This window comes from Flavobacterium aquidurense (assembly GCF_031458035.1).
GTDB lineage: Bacteria > Bacteroidota > Bacteroidia > Flavobacteriales > Flavobacteriaceae > Flavobacterium > Flavobacterium aquidurense_C.
The window spans coordinates 79344-96473 of the sequence record NZ_JAVDXR010000001.1 but is presented as its reverse complement, the minus strand read 5'-3'; the positions used below and the strand labels follow the sequence as shown (position 1 = coordinate 96473).

At 35.1% G+C, this 17130-nt stretch carries 11 protein-coding genes; 8 read left to right on the top strand and 3 right to left on the bottom strand.

Annotated features, from left to right (window positions below; translation table 11 throughout):
• Window positions 1–4: 4 nt before the first annotated feature.
• From J2X17_RS00400 to J2X17_RS00365, 8 genes are all read left to right on the top strand, one after another.
• On the top strand, window positions 5–1711 hold the full coding sequence (locus J2X17_RS00400; RefSeq protein ID WP_310293643.1) for a RagB/SusD family nutrient uptake outer membrane protein: 1707 nt from the start codon (window positions 5–7) through the stop codon (window positions 1709–1711).
• A gap of 27 nt (window positions 1712–1738) precedes the next feature.
• Window positions 1739–2524, top strand: coding sequence for a hypothetical protein (locus J2X17_RS00395; protein WP_310293642.1), 786 nt, complete (start codon window positions 1739–1741; stop codon window positions 2522–2524).
• 384 nt (window positions 2525–2908) lie between these two features.
• Window positions 2909–4369: a glycoside hydrolase family 30 protein gene (locus J2X17_RS00390; RefSeq protein ID WP_310293641.1), complete on the top strand. Its 1461-nt coding sequence runs from the start codon at window positions 2909–2911 to the stop codon at window positions 4367–4369.
• A 34-nt stretch (window positions 4370–4403) separates the two neighbouring features.
• Window positions 4404–6671 carry a glycoside hydrolase family 3 N-terminal domain-containing protein gene (locus J2X17_RS00385; RefSeq protein ID WP_310293638.1) on the top strand — a complete coding sequence of 756 codons (2268 nt, stop codon included), beginning with the start codon at window positions 4404–4406 and terminating at the stop codon, window positions 6669–6671.
• Between the two features lie 412 nt (window positions 6672–7083).
• Entirely contained in the window at window positions 7084–8841 is a 1758-nt protein-coding gene (locus J2X17_RS00380; protein WP_310293637.1) for a cellulase family glycosylhydrolase, read from the top strand.
• 45 nt (window positions 8842–8886) lie between these two features.
• Window positions 8887–9984: a glycoside hydrolase family 16 protein gene (locus J2X17_RS00375; RefSeq protein ID WP_310293635.1), complete on the top strand. Its 1098-nt coding sequence runs from the start codon at window positions 8887–8889 to the stop codon at window positions 9982–9984.
• Between the two features lie 102 nt (window positions 9985–10086).
• Entirely contained in the window at window positions 10087–12315 is a 2229-nt protein-coding gene (gene bglX, locus J2X17_RS00370; RefSeq protein ID WP_310293634.1) for a beta-glucosidase BglX, read from the top strand.
• A gap of 206 nt (window positions 12316–12521) precedes the next feature.
• Window positions 12522–12842 (top strand): MmcQ/YjbR family DNA-binding protein, encoded by a 321-nt coding sequence (locus J2X17_RS00365; protein WP_310293632.1) that lies wholly within the window; start codon window positions 12522–12524, stop codon window positions 12840–12842.
• A gap of 111 nt (window positions 12843–12953) precedes the next feature.
• Here the strand turns inward: J2X17_RS00365 and J2X17_RS00360 are convergent, their stop codons facing one another.
• The 3 genes from J2X17_RS00360 to J2X17_RS00350 form a co-directional block, all read right to left on the bottom strand.
• A complete protein-coding gene (locus J2X17_RS00360) occupies window positions 12954–13562 on the bottom strand; it encodes an alpha-ketoglutarate-dependent dioxygenase AlkB family protein (RefSeq protein WP_310293630.1) in 609 nt (202 codons plus the stop codon).
• A 202-nt stretch (window positions 13563–13764) separates the two neighbouring features.
• A complete protein-coding gene (locus J2X17_RS00355; protein ID WP_310293629.1) occupies window positions 13765–14616 on the bottom strand; it encodes a methylated-DNA--[protein]-cysteine S-methyltransferase in 852 nt (283 codons plus the stop codon).
• A gap of 171 nt (window positions 14617–14787) precedes the next feature.
• Window positions 14788–17106, bottom strand: a complete 2319-nt coding sequence (locus J2X17_RS00350; RefSeq protein WP_310293627.1) for a patatin-like phospholipase family protein — start codon at window positions 17104–17106, stop codon at window positions 14788–14790.
• Between the last annotated feature and the right edge of the window lie 24 nt (window positions 17107–17130).

Here is a 17130-nt window from a genome sequence, read left to right as displayed (position 1 = left end):
CACAATGAAAACAATAAAATATTTTATAGCAATTTCAGCAATTTTTGCAGCATCGAGTTGCGATAATTATCTGGATACAGAGAACATTAAGGACAAGAGTTTAGAGACTTTTTATAAAACTCCGGATGATATTAATGAGGCAATAGCGGGTGTTTATAATGCGATTTATACTACAAATGTTCATAGTGAAGAACAAATCGCAGCCAACTTGATGGATAATATGATGTTAGGTGGCGGTGGTCCTGATGATAAAACCGCTAAATGGGTTGACAATTTCGAAGACCCGGTAGAAGATACATATTTCGATTTATTCGGACAGTCTTATAAAGGTATTGCAAGAGCAAATGCAATTATTGAAAAAACCAAAGCTGCAGATTTCTCTAAGTATTTTAACTCTCCTGCTGAAGCACAATCGTTTAAACAACAAGCAATTGGAGAAGCATTATTTATGAGAGCTTTCTTTTATTTCAGATTGGCTAAGTTTTTTGGAGGAGTGCCTCTAATTACTACAGTTGACGGACCAAAGAATGGCCCAAGAGCAACTTATACTGAAACATTTGCCCAAATTGCAAGTGATTTAAAATTAGCAATTGAAACTATGCCGGCTACTCCGTTTCCAAGTATACCTACTTCAAGATACGGACATGCAAACAAATGGGTTGCTGAAGCTTATATGGGACGTGTATTCTTGTTCTATACTGGTTACATGACTAACATAGAGAAAAAAGCAACTACTGATTTGCCTCTTGTAGGTGGTGGTGCTTTAACCGCTACTCAGGTTGCAGGATATTTACAAGATTGTATGACTAATAGTGGACATAAATTAGCTTCAGATTTTAGAAATCTTTGGCCGTATTCATATGTAAATAAGGCTTCTGGTAAAAATGTATTGCCTTGGGCAGCAACTGAAGGTCTTTCATGGGTAGGTCAGGACGGTGCTGCGCCAACTTTTGGTACAGGAAACTACGAGTCAATGTTTGTACAAAGATTCTCTTTTGGAGATTGGCAATGGACGAATGGTAATATTTACACTAACAGACTTTGTTTGTTTGATGCATTACGTGATAACTCATTAGTTCCGTTTGGAGCTGGTTGGGGATGGTGTACTGTAAACCCTAATTTATTTAGTGGTTGGTCAGATCTTGATCCAAGAAAAAGAGGTTCTATACTTGAAGTTGGTAAAGCAGACCAAGGTACAGATGGTTATGCTGCTAACAAAGGAGATCATGAGACTGGATACTTCAATAAAAAGTATACTTCTTTACAATATCCTAATGCTGATGGAACTACTGTAGGTATGTTTGTGCAATTATATAATTGGAGTAATACTGATATGCAGTTAATGCATGCACAAGATTTTATCTTCATGCGTTACGCTGATGTATTATTAATGCATTCAGAAATTACTAAAACTCCTGATGGACTTAATGCAGTAAGAGGAAGAGCAAAATTAGGACCAGTTGGATATTCATTAGATGCTATCAAAGAAGAGCGTTTGCATGAATTCGCTTTTGAAGGTTTACATTGGTTTGACTTAATTCGTTGGGGAGATGTTGATACGGCATTTAATAGTGTTATTCCGGTTAAAAATTCTGGAACTGCGGTTAATTACAGCGTAAAATACAGACCTGAAACTAAAGGATTAGTTCCGCTTCCTGAAACGGAAATTAGATTATCTAATGGAGTTTACAAACAAAATCCAGGTTGGTAAAATTTAATAACTATTAATAATTTAAATATGAAAATTAATAAAATAATATATCTCTTAATTGCTTCGTTTATGCTAGTCTTTACTGCATGCGATCCAATTGTAGACGAAGCGCATTTGAGTGATTCTACGGATGTTGCCGGAGTTCAATTAGTAGCAACTCAATCGCCTCCGGGAGGAAATAAAATTACGCTTAAGATGGCTTCACCTGGAATTACAGGTTACTGGGACTATAATTTAGGAACAGCACTAACAAATGAAGTAACAGTTGTTTACCCAATTCCTGGTAAATCTACTTTTACTTATGTGGGTAGTTTAGGATCACAGTTTTTTACTAAGAAAATTGATGTACAAGTTGACAGATTAGATACACCATTAGATCAGGATTGGTATGATTTAGTTGGTAAAAATACTGCAACTGGAAAAACTTGGGTTTTTGATAACCAAGGTGCAGGATCACTATGGTGGTTCATGTCTCCTCCTGGTAGCGCTGACGGTGCTATGACAGCTTGGTGGAATGCTGGAGATTGTTGTCCTCCAAGTGATGCCAATGGTAAGATGCATTTTGACCTGAATGGTGCCGCAAATTACAATCACTATGAAACTCTTACTTCACCAGCTGAAAAAGGAAGTTTTGTTTTAGATCCGACGAATAAAAAACTTATAATTAAAGACTCTAAAATGTTAGGTTACGCTGCAGGGAATAAGGATGGTGTTTATACTATTGTAACACTTACTGAAACTAAATTGGTACTTTACTTAAGTAACAATGAAGCTAACGGAACTGGTTGGACATTTGTTTTTAGACCGCAATAATATTTTGTGTTAGTTATTTTTCGAAAAGGGAAGATAAAAAACTTCTCTTTTCGAATTTTAAAATTAAAAGTGTTAATCATTAGAAGGAAGAAAGCGTTTGTAATAAGCTTTTGATTTTTCTCTTATGGATAAACACGCTCTTGAATATTCGTAATTTTCAGAAAAAGCCTCTGCCTAAAAGAGGTGAAATAATAATAAACTTAGTACCACCTAAAATGAAACTAAGATTTTGTTTTCAGGTAAGTGCTAAACTACGTTAAAGTTAAGTTTAAGTTTGGTTGCCAGAATAGCCCATATTCTTCTTGATTATGGGCTATTTTTTAAAATCAATTTAGCTGAATTCAAAGATTTATATCCAAGTCTTACTTCCTAAAAACATATACAATGAAAAAATTTGGATTTATTATTACTACTTGTTTATGTTTTTCTTTATCTGTTTTTTCACAAAAAAGTCAAAAGCAAATACAGAAATTTACAACAACCAACAAAAAAATCACTGTTTATACTACAGCAGCAGATACAAAATTAAAACTAACAGCTACTGATAATTTAAGTTTTACATCATCAAAACAACCCGTTGAAACAGAAATTTCTGTTTTTGTAGAACCATTAAAACAATTTCAGACTTTTATGGGAATTGGCGGCGCTATCACTGATGCCAGTGCAGAAATTTTCGCTAAATTATCAAAGGAAAAACAAACAGAATTTTTAAATGCCTATTACGATACTCAAAAAGGAATCGGCTATTCATTGCTAAGAACAACGATTCAGAGTTCTGATTTTAGCAGCGGAAGCTACTCTTATATCGAAGAAGGAGATAAGGATTTAAAAACTTTTTCTATTGATCATGATCGAAAATATCGCATTCCCTTGATTAAAGAAGCAATTAAAACTGCCGGTGGAAAAATAATTACCTATGCTACTCCATGGTCACCAAATGCTTTTATGAAAAGCAATAAAGACGTGCTGAAGGGTGGTAAATTATTGCCGGAATATTTTCAGCCATGGGCTAATTTTTATGCCAAATTTATAAAAGCTTACAATAAAGAGGGAATTCCAATTTGGGGAACATCGGTACAAAATGAACCTATGGCGACCCAAACCTGGGAATCGTGTTTATACACAGCAGATGAAGAAAGAGATTATATTAAAAACTATCTTGGGCCAACATTAAAAAAAGAAGGCTTGGGCGATGTTAAAATCATTGCCTGGGATCATAATCGTGATTTAATGGTACAACGTGCTAATGTTATTTTCTCAGATCCTGAAGCCTCAAAGTATGTTTGGGGAATGGGATTTCATTGGTACGAAACGTGGACCGGTGCACAGCCTATGTTTGAAAATGTCGCGAGAGTACATGAAGCATACCCTGATAAAAATTTAATGTTTACAGAAGGCTGCGTAGAAAAATTTGATGCTTCCCAATATCAGTTTTGGCCAAATGCCGAAAGATATGGAACAGCAATGATAAATGATTTTAATAATGGAACAGTAGCATGGACAGATTGGAATATCCTTTTGGACCAATTTGGAGGACCAAATCACGTTGGTAATTTTTGTTTTGCCCCAATACATGCAGATACTGCAACAGGCGAGTTAATTTACACGCCGTCTTATTATTATATCGGACATTTTTCAAAATTCATTCGTCCTAATGCAGTGCGTGTGAGTTCTTCCGTAAGCAGAAGTTATTTATTAAGTACTTCATTTTTAAATACTGATGGAAAAATGGCAACAATTGTAATGAATCATACAGATAATGAAATCACCTATAATTTTATTATTGCATCTGAAAAAACAATTGTCAAAATTCCGGCGCATGCCATACAAACTCTAGTGTATTAGAGTTTTAAATTTGATATTAATTTAAAAATATAAAATGAAAAACACAAAATGTCTTGTGATTGCTTTTCTTTTTTGTGGAGCGATATGGAGTCAGGAAGTAAAAAAAACAAAAACTGATATTGATGCCAAAGTTTCGGAATTGCTATCAAAAATGACACTCGAAGAAAAAGTTGGGCAGATGACCCAAATTACGGTAACCATTTTTGAAGATTCTAAAAAACAAGGATACTTTGATGCTGCAAAATTAAAACAGGGAATTCAGGATTATCACATCGGGTCAATTTTGAATGTACCAAATCCAGGAGCTCCAACGGTAAAAAGATGGCAGGAAACGATGACTGCAATTACAAATGAAGCTAATAAAACGAGACTTAAAATTCCTGTTTTATATGGTATAGATGCAATTCATGGTGCCAATTATACTGCAGGATCTACGTTATTTCCGCAACAAATAGGTTTGGCAGCCACTTTCAATACTGATTTGGTAAAGCGTGGTGCCGAAATTTCAGCATACGAAACAAGAGCTTCATCTATTCCATGGGTTTTTTCTCCAGATTTAGATTTTCCAAGAAATCCGGCATGGTCAAGAATGTGGGAATCTTTTGGAGAAGATGCCTATTTGTCTTCAAGAATGGCTGTGGCTTTAGTGAATGGTTTTGAAGGAAATAATAATGTAGGTTCTAAATATAGCGTGGCTTCCTGTATGAAACACTATATTGGATACGGCAGTACAACTACAGGAAAAGACAGAACGCCAAGTATTATTCCGGAACGTATTTTAAGACAATATGACTTAACAATATATCAGGCAGCAATTAATGCGGGAGCAAAAAGTATTATGGTAAGTTCTGGAGAAATAAACGGAACTCCGGTACATGCAAGCAAACATTTAATTACTGATATTCTTAAAAATGAACTTGGTTTTACGGGAGTTGTAGTAACAGATTGGAAAGATATTATTAATCTGAACACCAGACATAAAGTTGCCGAAACCAAAAGAGATGCTGTTCGTATTGCGGTTATGGCGGGAATCGATATGAGTATGGTTCCTGAAGAATATTCTTTTTATACTGATTTATTAGATTTAGTGCAAAAAGGAGAGGTGCCAATGTCAAGAATTGATGATGCCGTAACTCGTATTTTAAGAATGAAGTTCGAACTGAATTTGTTCCAAAATACCGTTGCAGATTTAAAAGATTATCCCAAATTTGGTTCTCACGAGCATGTTCAGGAAGCTTATAATACGGCAGCAGAATCAATTACTTTACTGAAAAATACAGGTGCTGTTTTACCATTAAACAAGAGTGAGAAGGTCCTGGTAACAGGCCCGACTGCTAATAGCATGAAGTACCTTAATGGAGGTTGGACTTATACCTGGCAAGGTGAAAATGCTGATGTATATGCTGCAGATAAATCAACTATTTTAGAAGCTTTTCAAAGTAAAATCGGCAAAGAGAATGTGTTGTATACAGCTGGTGCCGATTTAGAAAAGGAGGATGATAACGAGATTCAAAAAGCAGTAGAACTTGCCAAAAGCGCATCAAAAATTGTTTTGTGTTTAGGGGAGAAAAATTATACCGAAACGCCTGGTGATATCAGCGACATTTATATCAGTAAATCGCAAATAAAATTAGCACTTGCCTTATCAAAACTAAACAAGCCTATTGTTTTGGTTTTAAATGAAGGAAGACCAAGATTAATTAATGATTTTGAAAGTAAAATGAATGCTGTGGTACAATGCTATTTACCAGGAAACGAAGGTGGAAGAGCATTAATTGATATCTTATACGGAGATGTAAATCCGAGTGGAAGATTGCCTTACAACTATCCAAGATATCCAAATTCTTTCGAAAAATACAATCGAAAATATACGGAGAGTATTTCTGAAGGAGAACAAAATGACGACGCTAAATATGAAAAAAGCTATTCGCCTCAATATGAATTCGGAACAGGATTATCATACACCACTTTCAGTTATTCAAACTTAAAAATTGATAAGACAGAAATCAGCAATACAGATGAAATCAATGTTTCAGTAGATGTTACCAACTCTGGAAAAAAAGCCGGAAAAGAAACAGTTTTATTATATCTGAACGACAATTTTGCCTCAATTACACCAGAAGTTAAAGCATTAAAAAGATTCGATAAAATTAGCTTAGCGCCAAACGAAACTAAAACGGTAAAGTTTACTCTGAATCAAAAAGATCTGCAATTTGTAAATGACGATTTAAAATGGATTTCTGAAAAAGGCACTTTTACAATTCAGGTTTCAAACCTTAAAAAGGATTTTCTTTTGAAATAAAAAAACATTCCTGCGAGGTTTTCAATAAACCTTGCAGGAATTAATAATCGATTCAGATTTATCGCTAAATGCTGTAAATAACAGCATTTTTATCAAATAAATTTTAACCATATAAGTTCATTTAAGAGATTATAAGCCAGATGTTTTCTCAAGTATTAAGTTAAAATATAAGAAAAGTCAAGTAAAATTTTAAATGAACTTTATGGAATGAATTTTCACCATAGGACTCAGTATGAGTTTTTAGTTTTCTTAAAAATAAGATATAAGTTCATTTGAGCCAAAATGTTTAAAAACATTTTTAAATTATATGTTCTTTTTTAATCATTAATTGATTAAAATTTTAAAAAAGCTTCTATGACTTATATGGTAAAAATTAAATGCTGATTATAGCCAGATTTATTAAATAATAAACATGAAAAAATTAGTTTTAACATTACAATTATTGTTCTCAATCGCTTCTTTTGGGCAAGGATTTTTGCACAGAGATGGCCAGAACATTGTTGATGGCAATGGGAAAAATGTGCTTTTAAGAGGATTAGGAGTTGGAGGCTGGATGGTTCAGGAAGGTTATATGTTACAAACACAGCCTTTTGCCAGTCCGCAATATCAAATCAGACAAAAAATTCAGGAAGTTGCCGGAGAACAGGGCACAAAAGAATTTTACGCGGCCTATAAAGCAAATGGAATCACAAAAAGAGATGTCGATTCACTAGCAGCCTGGGGTTTCAATTCGATCCGTTTACCCATGCATTACAACTTGTACACACCATCAATTCAGGAAGAAAAAAATGGTGAAATTACCTGGATTGAAGAAGGTTTTACCATGACAGATAATTTACTGAAATGGTGTGCCGAAAACAAAATCTACCTTATTCTCGATTTGCACGCCGCACCGGGAGGTCAGGGAAATGATGCCGCAATTTCAGATTACGATACTACAAAACCATCACTTTGGGAAAGCGAAGCCAATCAGAAAAAAATGATTGCGCTTTGGAAAAAATTAGCTTCAAGATACAGAGATAATCCATGGATGGGAGCGTACGACATTATCAACGAACCAAACTGGAATTTTACCGGAACCAATAAAAATGGCTGCGATGAAAATTCAAACGGACCTTTAAGAGATTTAATGGTTCAGGTGACAAAAGCAATTCGCGAAGTTGATACCAATCATTTAATTTTTATTGAAGGAAATTGCTGGGGGAATAATTACAACGGAATTTTTCCTTTATGGGACGAAAATATGGCGTTGAGTTTTCATAAATACTGGAACTACAACACGACCGCTTCTATTCAGCAAATGCTCGATTACAGAAAGAAATATAATGTTCCGATTTGGATGGGAGAAAGTGGAGAAAACTCTAATGTCTGGTTCAAAGATGCCCTTACACTCGTAGAAGGAAATAATATTGGATGGGCTTTCTGGCCAATGAAAAAGATAGAAAATATTGCAGGCGTAACTTCGGTAACTAAAATTCCGGAATACGATGTTTTGTTGAAATACTGGAAAGACGGCGGTCAAAAACCTACAGAAGCTTTCGCTAAAAAAGCACTGATGAAAATGGCAGACAATTATAAAATGGGAAACGTAACTGTTAAACCAGATGTGATTGATGCTATGTTCAGACAAGTTCAGACAGATGATACAAAACCGTATAAAAAGAATACAATTCCGGGGAAAATTATAGCAGTTTACTATGATTTGGGTACCAATGAAAAAGCCTATTCTGATAAGGATTTTATTAATTACAGAGTTGCAACAGGAAATTTCGATCAATGGAATAAAGGTAATGTCATGAGAAATGATGGTGTTGATATTTTGCCTTGCAAAGATTCAGGATCAAACGGTTATCAGGTTTCTTTTATCGAAGATGGAGAGTGGCTGCAATTTACAACTGAAGTTAAAACACAGAATTCATATAAAGTTGCGATTCGCTATTCGAGTGAAAAAGCGGAAGGTAAACTTCATTTTGAAACAGAAAGCGGAAAAAAATCAGAAATAATTATACTACCTTCAACTGGCGGAAATGATAATTGGAAAACCGTTGTTTTATCTGGTGTCGATTTAAATTCGGGAACGAATAAAATTAAAGTCGTTTTTGATAAAGGAGGTTTCAATCTGAATTATTTCGATTTTACAGCTGATAAAAAAGCTTCATCCAAAAAATAATAAAGAATTTACATTCTGAGAATTTAATTTAAAAAATAAACCAAAATGATACTAATGAAAATGAAGAATCTAATGAATAAAACAGTTGTTTTAACATTTGTTTTATTGTTCGCGTTCCAGGCTCAGGCTTGCAGCAGTGGTAATGAAAGCGATGAGAACCCAACCTCACCTGTTATTACTGAAGCGGTAAAGCCAACTGTTAATGTTGAAACAATTGGTAAAACGGCTGATAAACCATTTGGTGACGGAAGCGGAAAAATACATTTGACGATTTCTGCGGCAGATTCAAAATCAATTAAAGTAACGATCAACAGTAAAGTAATTGAAAATGCAACCGGAGATTTTATTTATGAATTTCAGGAATCCGGAAATAAAGATTACACGATAGAAGTAACTTCATTCAACGGAATAAAATATGCGAGTACTTCAGTTACAGGAAGCATTTTTGTAGCTCGAAAGTTAATCTGGTCAGATGAATTTGATGTGAACGGATCTCCGAATACTTCAAAATGGGGTTATGATTTAGGAACAGGAAATGGTTTTGGGAATAATGAGTTACAGTATTATACCAACAGACCAGAAAATGTAGTTATCGAAAATGGTATTTTAAAAATCAAAGCCATTAAAGAAGAATATCAGGGAAGTCATTATACATCATCTCGCATGCTTACAAAAGGCAAATTTTCATTTAAATATGGAAGAGCTGAAGTGCGTGCAAAATTACCAGTTGGTGGCGGAACATGGCCGGCATTCTGGATGTTGGGTGATAATATTGATACAGCTGGCTGGCCATTATGTGGTGAAATTGATATTTTAGAATCAGTTGGAAACAGTCCAAATGTGATTCATTCTTCGCTGCATTCTCCTGGACGTTCAGGAAATACCCCTGATACAGCAACCACCACTAACCCAACTGCTTATACAGAATTTCATATTTATGCTGCCGAATGGAATGCTGAAAATATTAAGTTTTTTGTAGATGATAAATTGTTTTATACTTATAAAAATAGTGCTTCAACACCGTTTAATGAAAAGTTTTTTATCATTATGAATTTGGCTATGGGAGGAAATTTTGGAGGGATAGTTGATCCGAATTTTACCAGCGCAACTTATGAAATTGATTACGTGAGAGTGTATAATTAACCTAATAGTCGCAAGTCAATCCCGATCCCGAAGCTTCGGGACGGGACAAAAGTCAAGAGGCGTTGTCAATATTGACTTTGTACCAAATTAACTAAACTAAAAATGAAAAAATTAACCACTTTTACCTTGTTGATGGTGTCGCTTTTTGCGGTGGCTCAGCAACAAACAATAGATCAGAAAGTAAATGATTTATTGAAAAAAATGACTATTGAAGAAAAAATTGGTCAGCTTACGCAATATACAGGTGATAATTCTGCAACGGGACCAATCACCATAAATCCAAACAAACAAGCTGAAATTAAAGCAGGTTTAGTAGGTTCGATGCTGAATATCATCGGAACAAAATATACCAGACAATATCAGGAATTGGCGATGCAGTCACGTCTTAAAATTCCAATGCTATTTGGTCAGGACGTCATTCACGGTTACAAAACAACATTCCCGATTCCGCTAGCCGAGGCTGCAAGCTGGGATTTAGCAGCGATCGAATTGGCCGCAAGAGTGGCCGCAACAGAAGCTTCTGCAAGCGGTATTCATTGGACATTTGCGCCAATGGTAGACATCGGGCGTGACCCGCGTTGGGGCAGAGTAATGGAAGGAGCAGGAGAAGATACGTACTTAGGTTCTAAAATTGCTTATGCGCGAGTAAAAGGTTTTCAAGGAAATAAATTAGGCGATTTAAACTCCGTTATGGCTTGCGTAAAACACTTTGCGGCCTACGGTGCAGGTGTTGGCGGACGCGATTATAACTCAGTAGATATGAGCGAAAGAATGTTACTTGAAACTTATTTGCCTCCATTTAAAGCAGCTTTAGACGCTGGAGCGGCAACGTTTATGAATTCTTTTAATGATTTAAACGGTATTCCGGCAACAGGAAATGTGCATTTACAACGTGATATCTTAAAAGGAAAATGGAACTTTCAGGGATTTGTAGTTTCAGATTGGGGTTCAATTGGAGAAATGGTAGCACACGGATATTCAAAAGATTTGAAATCTGCAGCACTTTCTGCAATTACAGCTGGAAGCGACATGGATATGGAAAGTAATGCATATCGTTATAATTTGGCCGAATTGGTAAAAGAAGGAAAAGTCTCTATCGATTTGATTGATGATGCGGTGAAACGTATTTTACGCAAAAAATATGAGTTAGGTCTATTTGATGATCCATACAGATATTCAGATGAAAAAAGAGCTGAAAAAGCTTTAAGCAATCCTGAAAATAGAAAAGCAGCGCTTGAAGTTGCTGAAAAAAGTATTGTTTTGTTAAAGAATGAAAATCAGACTTTGCCACTTTCTAAAAACCTGAAAACAATTGCATTTATTGGACCGATGGTAAAAGAATACAAAGCCAATATGGGATTTTGGGCTGTTGAATTGCCAGATGTTGATTATGATAAATGGGTAGTTTCGCAATGGGATGGACTGCAAAATAAAGTGGGTAAAAACACAAAACTATTGTACGCAAAAGGTTGTGAAGTTGATGGAGATAATAAAGATGGTTTTGCTGAAGCTGTTGCAACTGCCAAACAAGCCGATGTTATTATTTTGAGTATTGGAGAAAGACGCGACATGAGCGGCGAAGCAAAAAGCCGAAGCGATCTTCATTTACCGGGAGTTCAGGAAGATTTGGTAAAAGCAATTCAGGCAACAGGAAAACCGGTTGTAGTTTTGGTAAATGCAGGAAGACCTTTGATTTTTAACTGGACGGCAGATAATGTTCCGGCAATTGTATATACGTGGTGGTTAGGAACTGAGGCTGGAACTGCAATTGCAAATGTTTTGTTTGGAGATTACAATCCGTCTGGAAAATTGCCTATGACATTCCCGAGAGAAGTAGGGCAAGTGCCAATTTATTACAACCATTTCAGTACGGGAAGACCTGCTAAGGATGAAAACGCAACAAATTATGTTTCGGCTTATATTGATTTAAAAAACTCGCCTAAGTTTCCGTTTGGATATGGTTTGAGTTATACAAAATTCAATTATTCAGATTTGAAATTGTCTTCAACAAAAATAAAAAGTAACGAAACAATTAAGGTTTCTTTTCAATTATCAAATGTTGGAAAAGTAGCTGGGGAAGAAGTAGTGCAATTGTATTTGAAAGATAAATTCGGTTCTGTTGTAAGACCAGTTTTGGAACTGAGAGATTTCCAAAAAGTAAAACTGAATGCAGGAGAATCTAAAACAATCGAGTTTACCATTGACAAAGAAAAACTTTCTTTTTACAATAATAAATTAGAATGGGTTGCTGAACCTGGAGATTTTGAAGTAATGATTGGAGCTTCATCAGCAGATATTAAACTTAAAGCTGACTTTGAATTAGTGCAATAAACTATATTCAGATTAAAATATTGGCGTTATGGATTTTATAAAGGTTTTGATTTATTTCAGGACTGTATTTATAAACCCATGACGCCAATTCCTTTATAACGAGGTGAATAATAAATGTAAAACGCTAAATTTGTGTGCTTTTGATTAAGATAAATATGTAAATCTGGGAAGATAAAAATTGAAATTTAATTTTAAAATTAGCGATTATGGTCTCCATTGAAACATTTAGAAAATTAGCTTTGTCTTTTCCGGAAACAACGGAAGAGCCGCATTTCGAGAAAACTTCTTTCCGCATCAAAAAGAAAATCTTCGCCACTTTTGATGAGAAGAACGACAGGGCGTTTCTAAAATTAAACGAGATCGATCAATCTGTTTTTTGCGCTTCAAGCGAAATGATTTTTTATCCGATCCCAAATAAATGGGGGAAACAGGGCTGGACAATTGTTGAACTTTCAAAAGTAAGACCCGAAATGTTCGAAGATGCTTTGATAAGATCTTATGAAAATGTAATTTCAAAAAAGAAATAAATTTTTATATTTTACCATTGAGATATTAAGGTTCATAAAGTCAAGCTCTTAATTTTTATTAATTTCTTAATTTCTTAATTTCTTAATGGTTTAATTTTTTTATGTTGAATGTTATTCAACAATCGTTCTAAAAGTCAAATTTACCCGAGGTTTTAAAGTTGTTTTGGTTGGTGGTAAACGATGAAGCCAATGCGTTTGTGTTTCATCTTTCATAATTAATAAACTGCCGTGTTCTAAAATCAGTGAAACCGTTTCCTTGGTTTCTTTATGTTTAAAGCCAAACTTTCGTTCAGCACCAAAACTTACTGAAGCAATGGCGCCATTTTTCTTTAAATCTTTTTCGGCGTCACTGTGCCAGGCCATTCCTTCATCACCGGAATGATATAAATTAAGCAAACAAGAGTTGAAAGTTTCTCCTGTTTTTTCTTCGATAAAAGCTTTTAGTTCCAATAATTCCTTCGTCCACGGAAGTGCTTTTTTTGTTGTATTTGAGTACGTATATTCAAAACCAGAATCGCCGTACCAGGCTACTTTTCGTTTGGTAATAATTAATTTTCCGAAGATAATGGCTTCGTCGTTTTTCCATTCAATTGAATTTAAAAGTACGTCCAGATAATGATTTGATTCATCTCTTGAGAATAATTTTCCGTAATAATTTACAGTTCCATCTTTCGGAAGTAAATTGGTTGTTTCGTCTGAATGTGGATTAAATAAGTCCATTTTCCAAGTTTTGATATTCGGTTTTTATCGAAGCAAATTTCCGCATTTTATTTGTGATCTATGATAAAGTATTGATGAGATTTATTCAATTTCATCGTTATAATATCTCTTAATATTTTTAACGAATTTTCATTGTAGAGGCGCACAGCAGTGCGTCTTCCCCAACGAATATCCATTTTTACGATAATATGTTTCTAAATTTTTATAAATCCGAATCAATTTGCGCACTTTCCCAACCAATAATCGCAGTTTTTCTGGTATTTCCCCACATGTAACCGCCAAATGTTCCTGTGGATTGAATCACACGATGACACGGAATTAAAAACGCTACAGGATTACTCCCAATTGCAGTTCCGACAGCTCGAGCAGCATTTGGTTTCTCGATTTTTTGTGCGATTGAACCATACGTAGAGAGCTGCCCCATTGGGATCTTAAGCAGGGCTTCCCAAACTTTCAATTGAAAATCGGTTCCTTTCAAATGCAGTTTGATTTCAGATAATTTGCTCCAGTCGTTTTGGAAAATAAACAGGGCATTTTGTTGTAATAAATCTAATTTACGAGTAAAAATTGCGTTGGGGAATTTGTGTTTTAAATCTTCAAAACCAATCTCTTCGGTTTCGGCGAAAGCCATAAAACAAACGCCTTTTTGAGTTGACGCAACAACGATATTCCCAAACGGACTTTCAGCAAAACTGTAATTGATTTCTAAATTTTTTCCGCCATTTTTATATTCCGCAGGCGTCATTCCTTCGATGTTTACAAATAAATCATGAAGGCGGCTCGTTCCGGAAAGTCCGGTATCAAAAGCGGCATCAAATAAGGTTGCCTGACGGTCTTCTTTCAAGATTTTTTTGGCGTGCTCGACACTAATATATTGCAAAAACTTCTTCGGACTTGTGCCTGCCCATTCGGTAAAAATACGCTGAAAATGAAACGGACTCAAATGCACTTTCTCGGCAACTTCATCAAGATTGGGCTGCGCTTTAAAATTGGCTTTGATATAATCGATCGCAGCTGCAATTCGGTTATAATTGATGTTTTCCTGAGTATTCATTTCTTTCCATTTTATAATGCAAATATCGACCGGTTTTTGCAGTCATAAAATCCGAAACTTGCGAAGTTTTTTGTTTTTGTTCTTTTTGTTTCAGGTTTCAGGTTTCAAGTTCTGTAGGAACCTGGAACCTGGAACCTGAAACCTGAAACCAGAAACTTGAAACAATTTTAATTATGGATTGAGTGATAATCCAACACTAAAAAACAATCTTACGTTATCGATGTGGTTTGCCCATGACATATCAAAATGAATAGGGCCTAAAATAGATTGATAAGAAAGCGCTGCCCCTCCTGAAAGGACGAGACTGGGTTGGTCGTTTTCATCCCAATTTCCTTTTGGGGAAAACGCTTCGTCAATGTAGTCTTTAAAATCGCCAAAACCAACAGTTGCAATATTAAAATGAGGGGTCAGATATATTTTTCTTAATAGATTTATTTGAGTTCCTAATTTAACTTGCATAAATTGGGTAGCATTGAGTTCGTCTTCATTTAAACCAGCAAATGAAAAACGATTACTGCCGGAAGTTGGGATAATTCCACCGATGAAATATTTGGCGGCGTAACCAAATTGCGAAAACGAGATTTGATCATCTTTAAGTTTGTCCTGAAAAATAAAATAAGAATCAAACCCAACAAGACCCGTAATTTTCTTTTTTATTAAAAGTCTCCTTTCATAACTGAAACCCAATTTCGTGTAGCCATTCGTTGATCCGGAAATATTTGCCTGACTCGGATCAGAAAATGAGGCATTCATTTCAGTGAGTAACGATCGGCTTACATTGGCCTTCATAATAGTTCCCTCTGTGGCGAAGAAAACTTTATCCATGTCATTATAAGAATAATGCATGTTGAGTTCTATATCGTTAAAATTGTAGTCTATTATGTTGAAAACGTTTGGGTTATATTCGGTATCGTATTTTGGGTTTACGTTTGTAAAGTGATAGTTTAATCCAAATCCAACGTAACTTTTTAGGGAGTTTATATTTTTGTTTATCTCATTATTGAATTCAAAAGCATTATAAAGCATGTTATCCGCAGATTTGCCATCTATAAAAATTTCCTGCTTTAAAAATGCGCCGTAAAGCTCAGATACCGACCACCAATCTTTGTTTTTTCCAAAATTTTTCTGAAAATTGATTCGCACTTTTGGCTGTTCTGCGATATCTCCCGTTATAAGAAGACGGGACGATTTGTCAAGAACATTTCTGGCAGTATAATTAAAAATGATACCCACGCCTCGATATGTGTCATAATGCACAGAAGTGTTAAGTTGATTTTTATCATATTCAAAACCAATTATTGCAATTCCAAGTTTATTATCATCTGTTATGAAATAATTATAGGTGATTTCGTTAAAAAGATTGGTTCCCATAGCTCTGTTTATACCGGCTATTAAATCTTTAGAGGTGTATTTTGTATGGGTTTTAAGGTTTACTCTGGCCCTCACCAACGGAATATTTTCAGGACTTATTCTTTTATAAACAATAGTATCAAGTATAAATTCGTCAAGCATTTTTGGAAGTTCATGCTTTCGTTGTGGATAATTTTTTAGTTTTTCTGCTAAAGCAATTAAAGCTGGTAAATTTTTTTCTGTTGCAATTTTTCCATCCTTATAGATTTCATCACTTTGTGCAAAATCCGCGGTAGAAAAACGTAAATAGGGCAGGTGATCTATCAATATGTCACAAAGGTCCCGATTTGCAGGATTTTTAATATTGCTCGGAAACATACTCGTTTGCACCAATACAGTTACAAGGTTATTCAGCTTATCTATTGATTCCAGTCCACCACCTACATCACTTCCAATTATAATGTCGGCCCCCAATTGCTTGGCAACATCTGTAGGGAAATTATTCAGCACACCGCCATCAACCAAAATTGTTTTTTCGTATGGCATAGGTTTGAATACAGCCGGAAGAGACATACTGGCTCTCATGGCATAAGACAGACTGCCTTTACTTAAAACAACTTCTTTCCCTTCAGACAAATCTGTTGCCATTGCCCTAAATGGTATTGGCAGACTATCAAAATCTCTTACATTGTAAACCGGAAAAGTTAATTCGGAAAGATATTCTCTTAAATTCTGGTCATTTAATAAAGAACTCACACTGTTTAGTTTTCCATCTTTGACTCCTATTCCGACTAAATATCTCTGAAACTCTCTCTTTTCCTCAACGCTTACGGTTCGCAGAGACTGACCACCACCAAGAATTTTATCCCAATGAATATTTTTGGTTAGTTTTTCGATACTATCTCCGGAATAACCCATTGCATACAAACCTCCAATGATGCTTCCCATACTATTTCCCACAATAAGATCGGGGACAATGTGTAAAGAATCGAGTTTTTGCAAAAGTGGAACGTGTGCAATTCCTTTTGCTCCACCGCCACTCAGTACTAATACGACTTTAGGTTTCTTTTCCTGAGAAAAAATAATTTGTGGGAGACTTAGAAAAAATAAGAAGACGATTAAATAAGTTGTTTTTTTCAAGTTTGTACGTTTAAGTATTTGAGA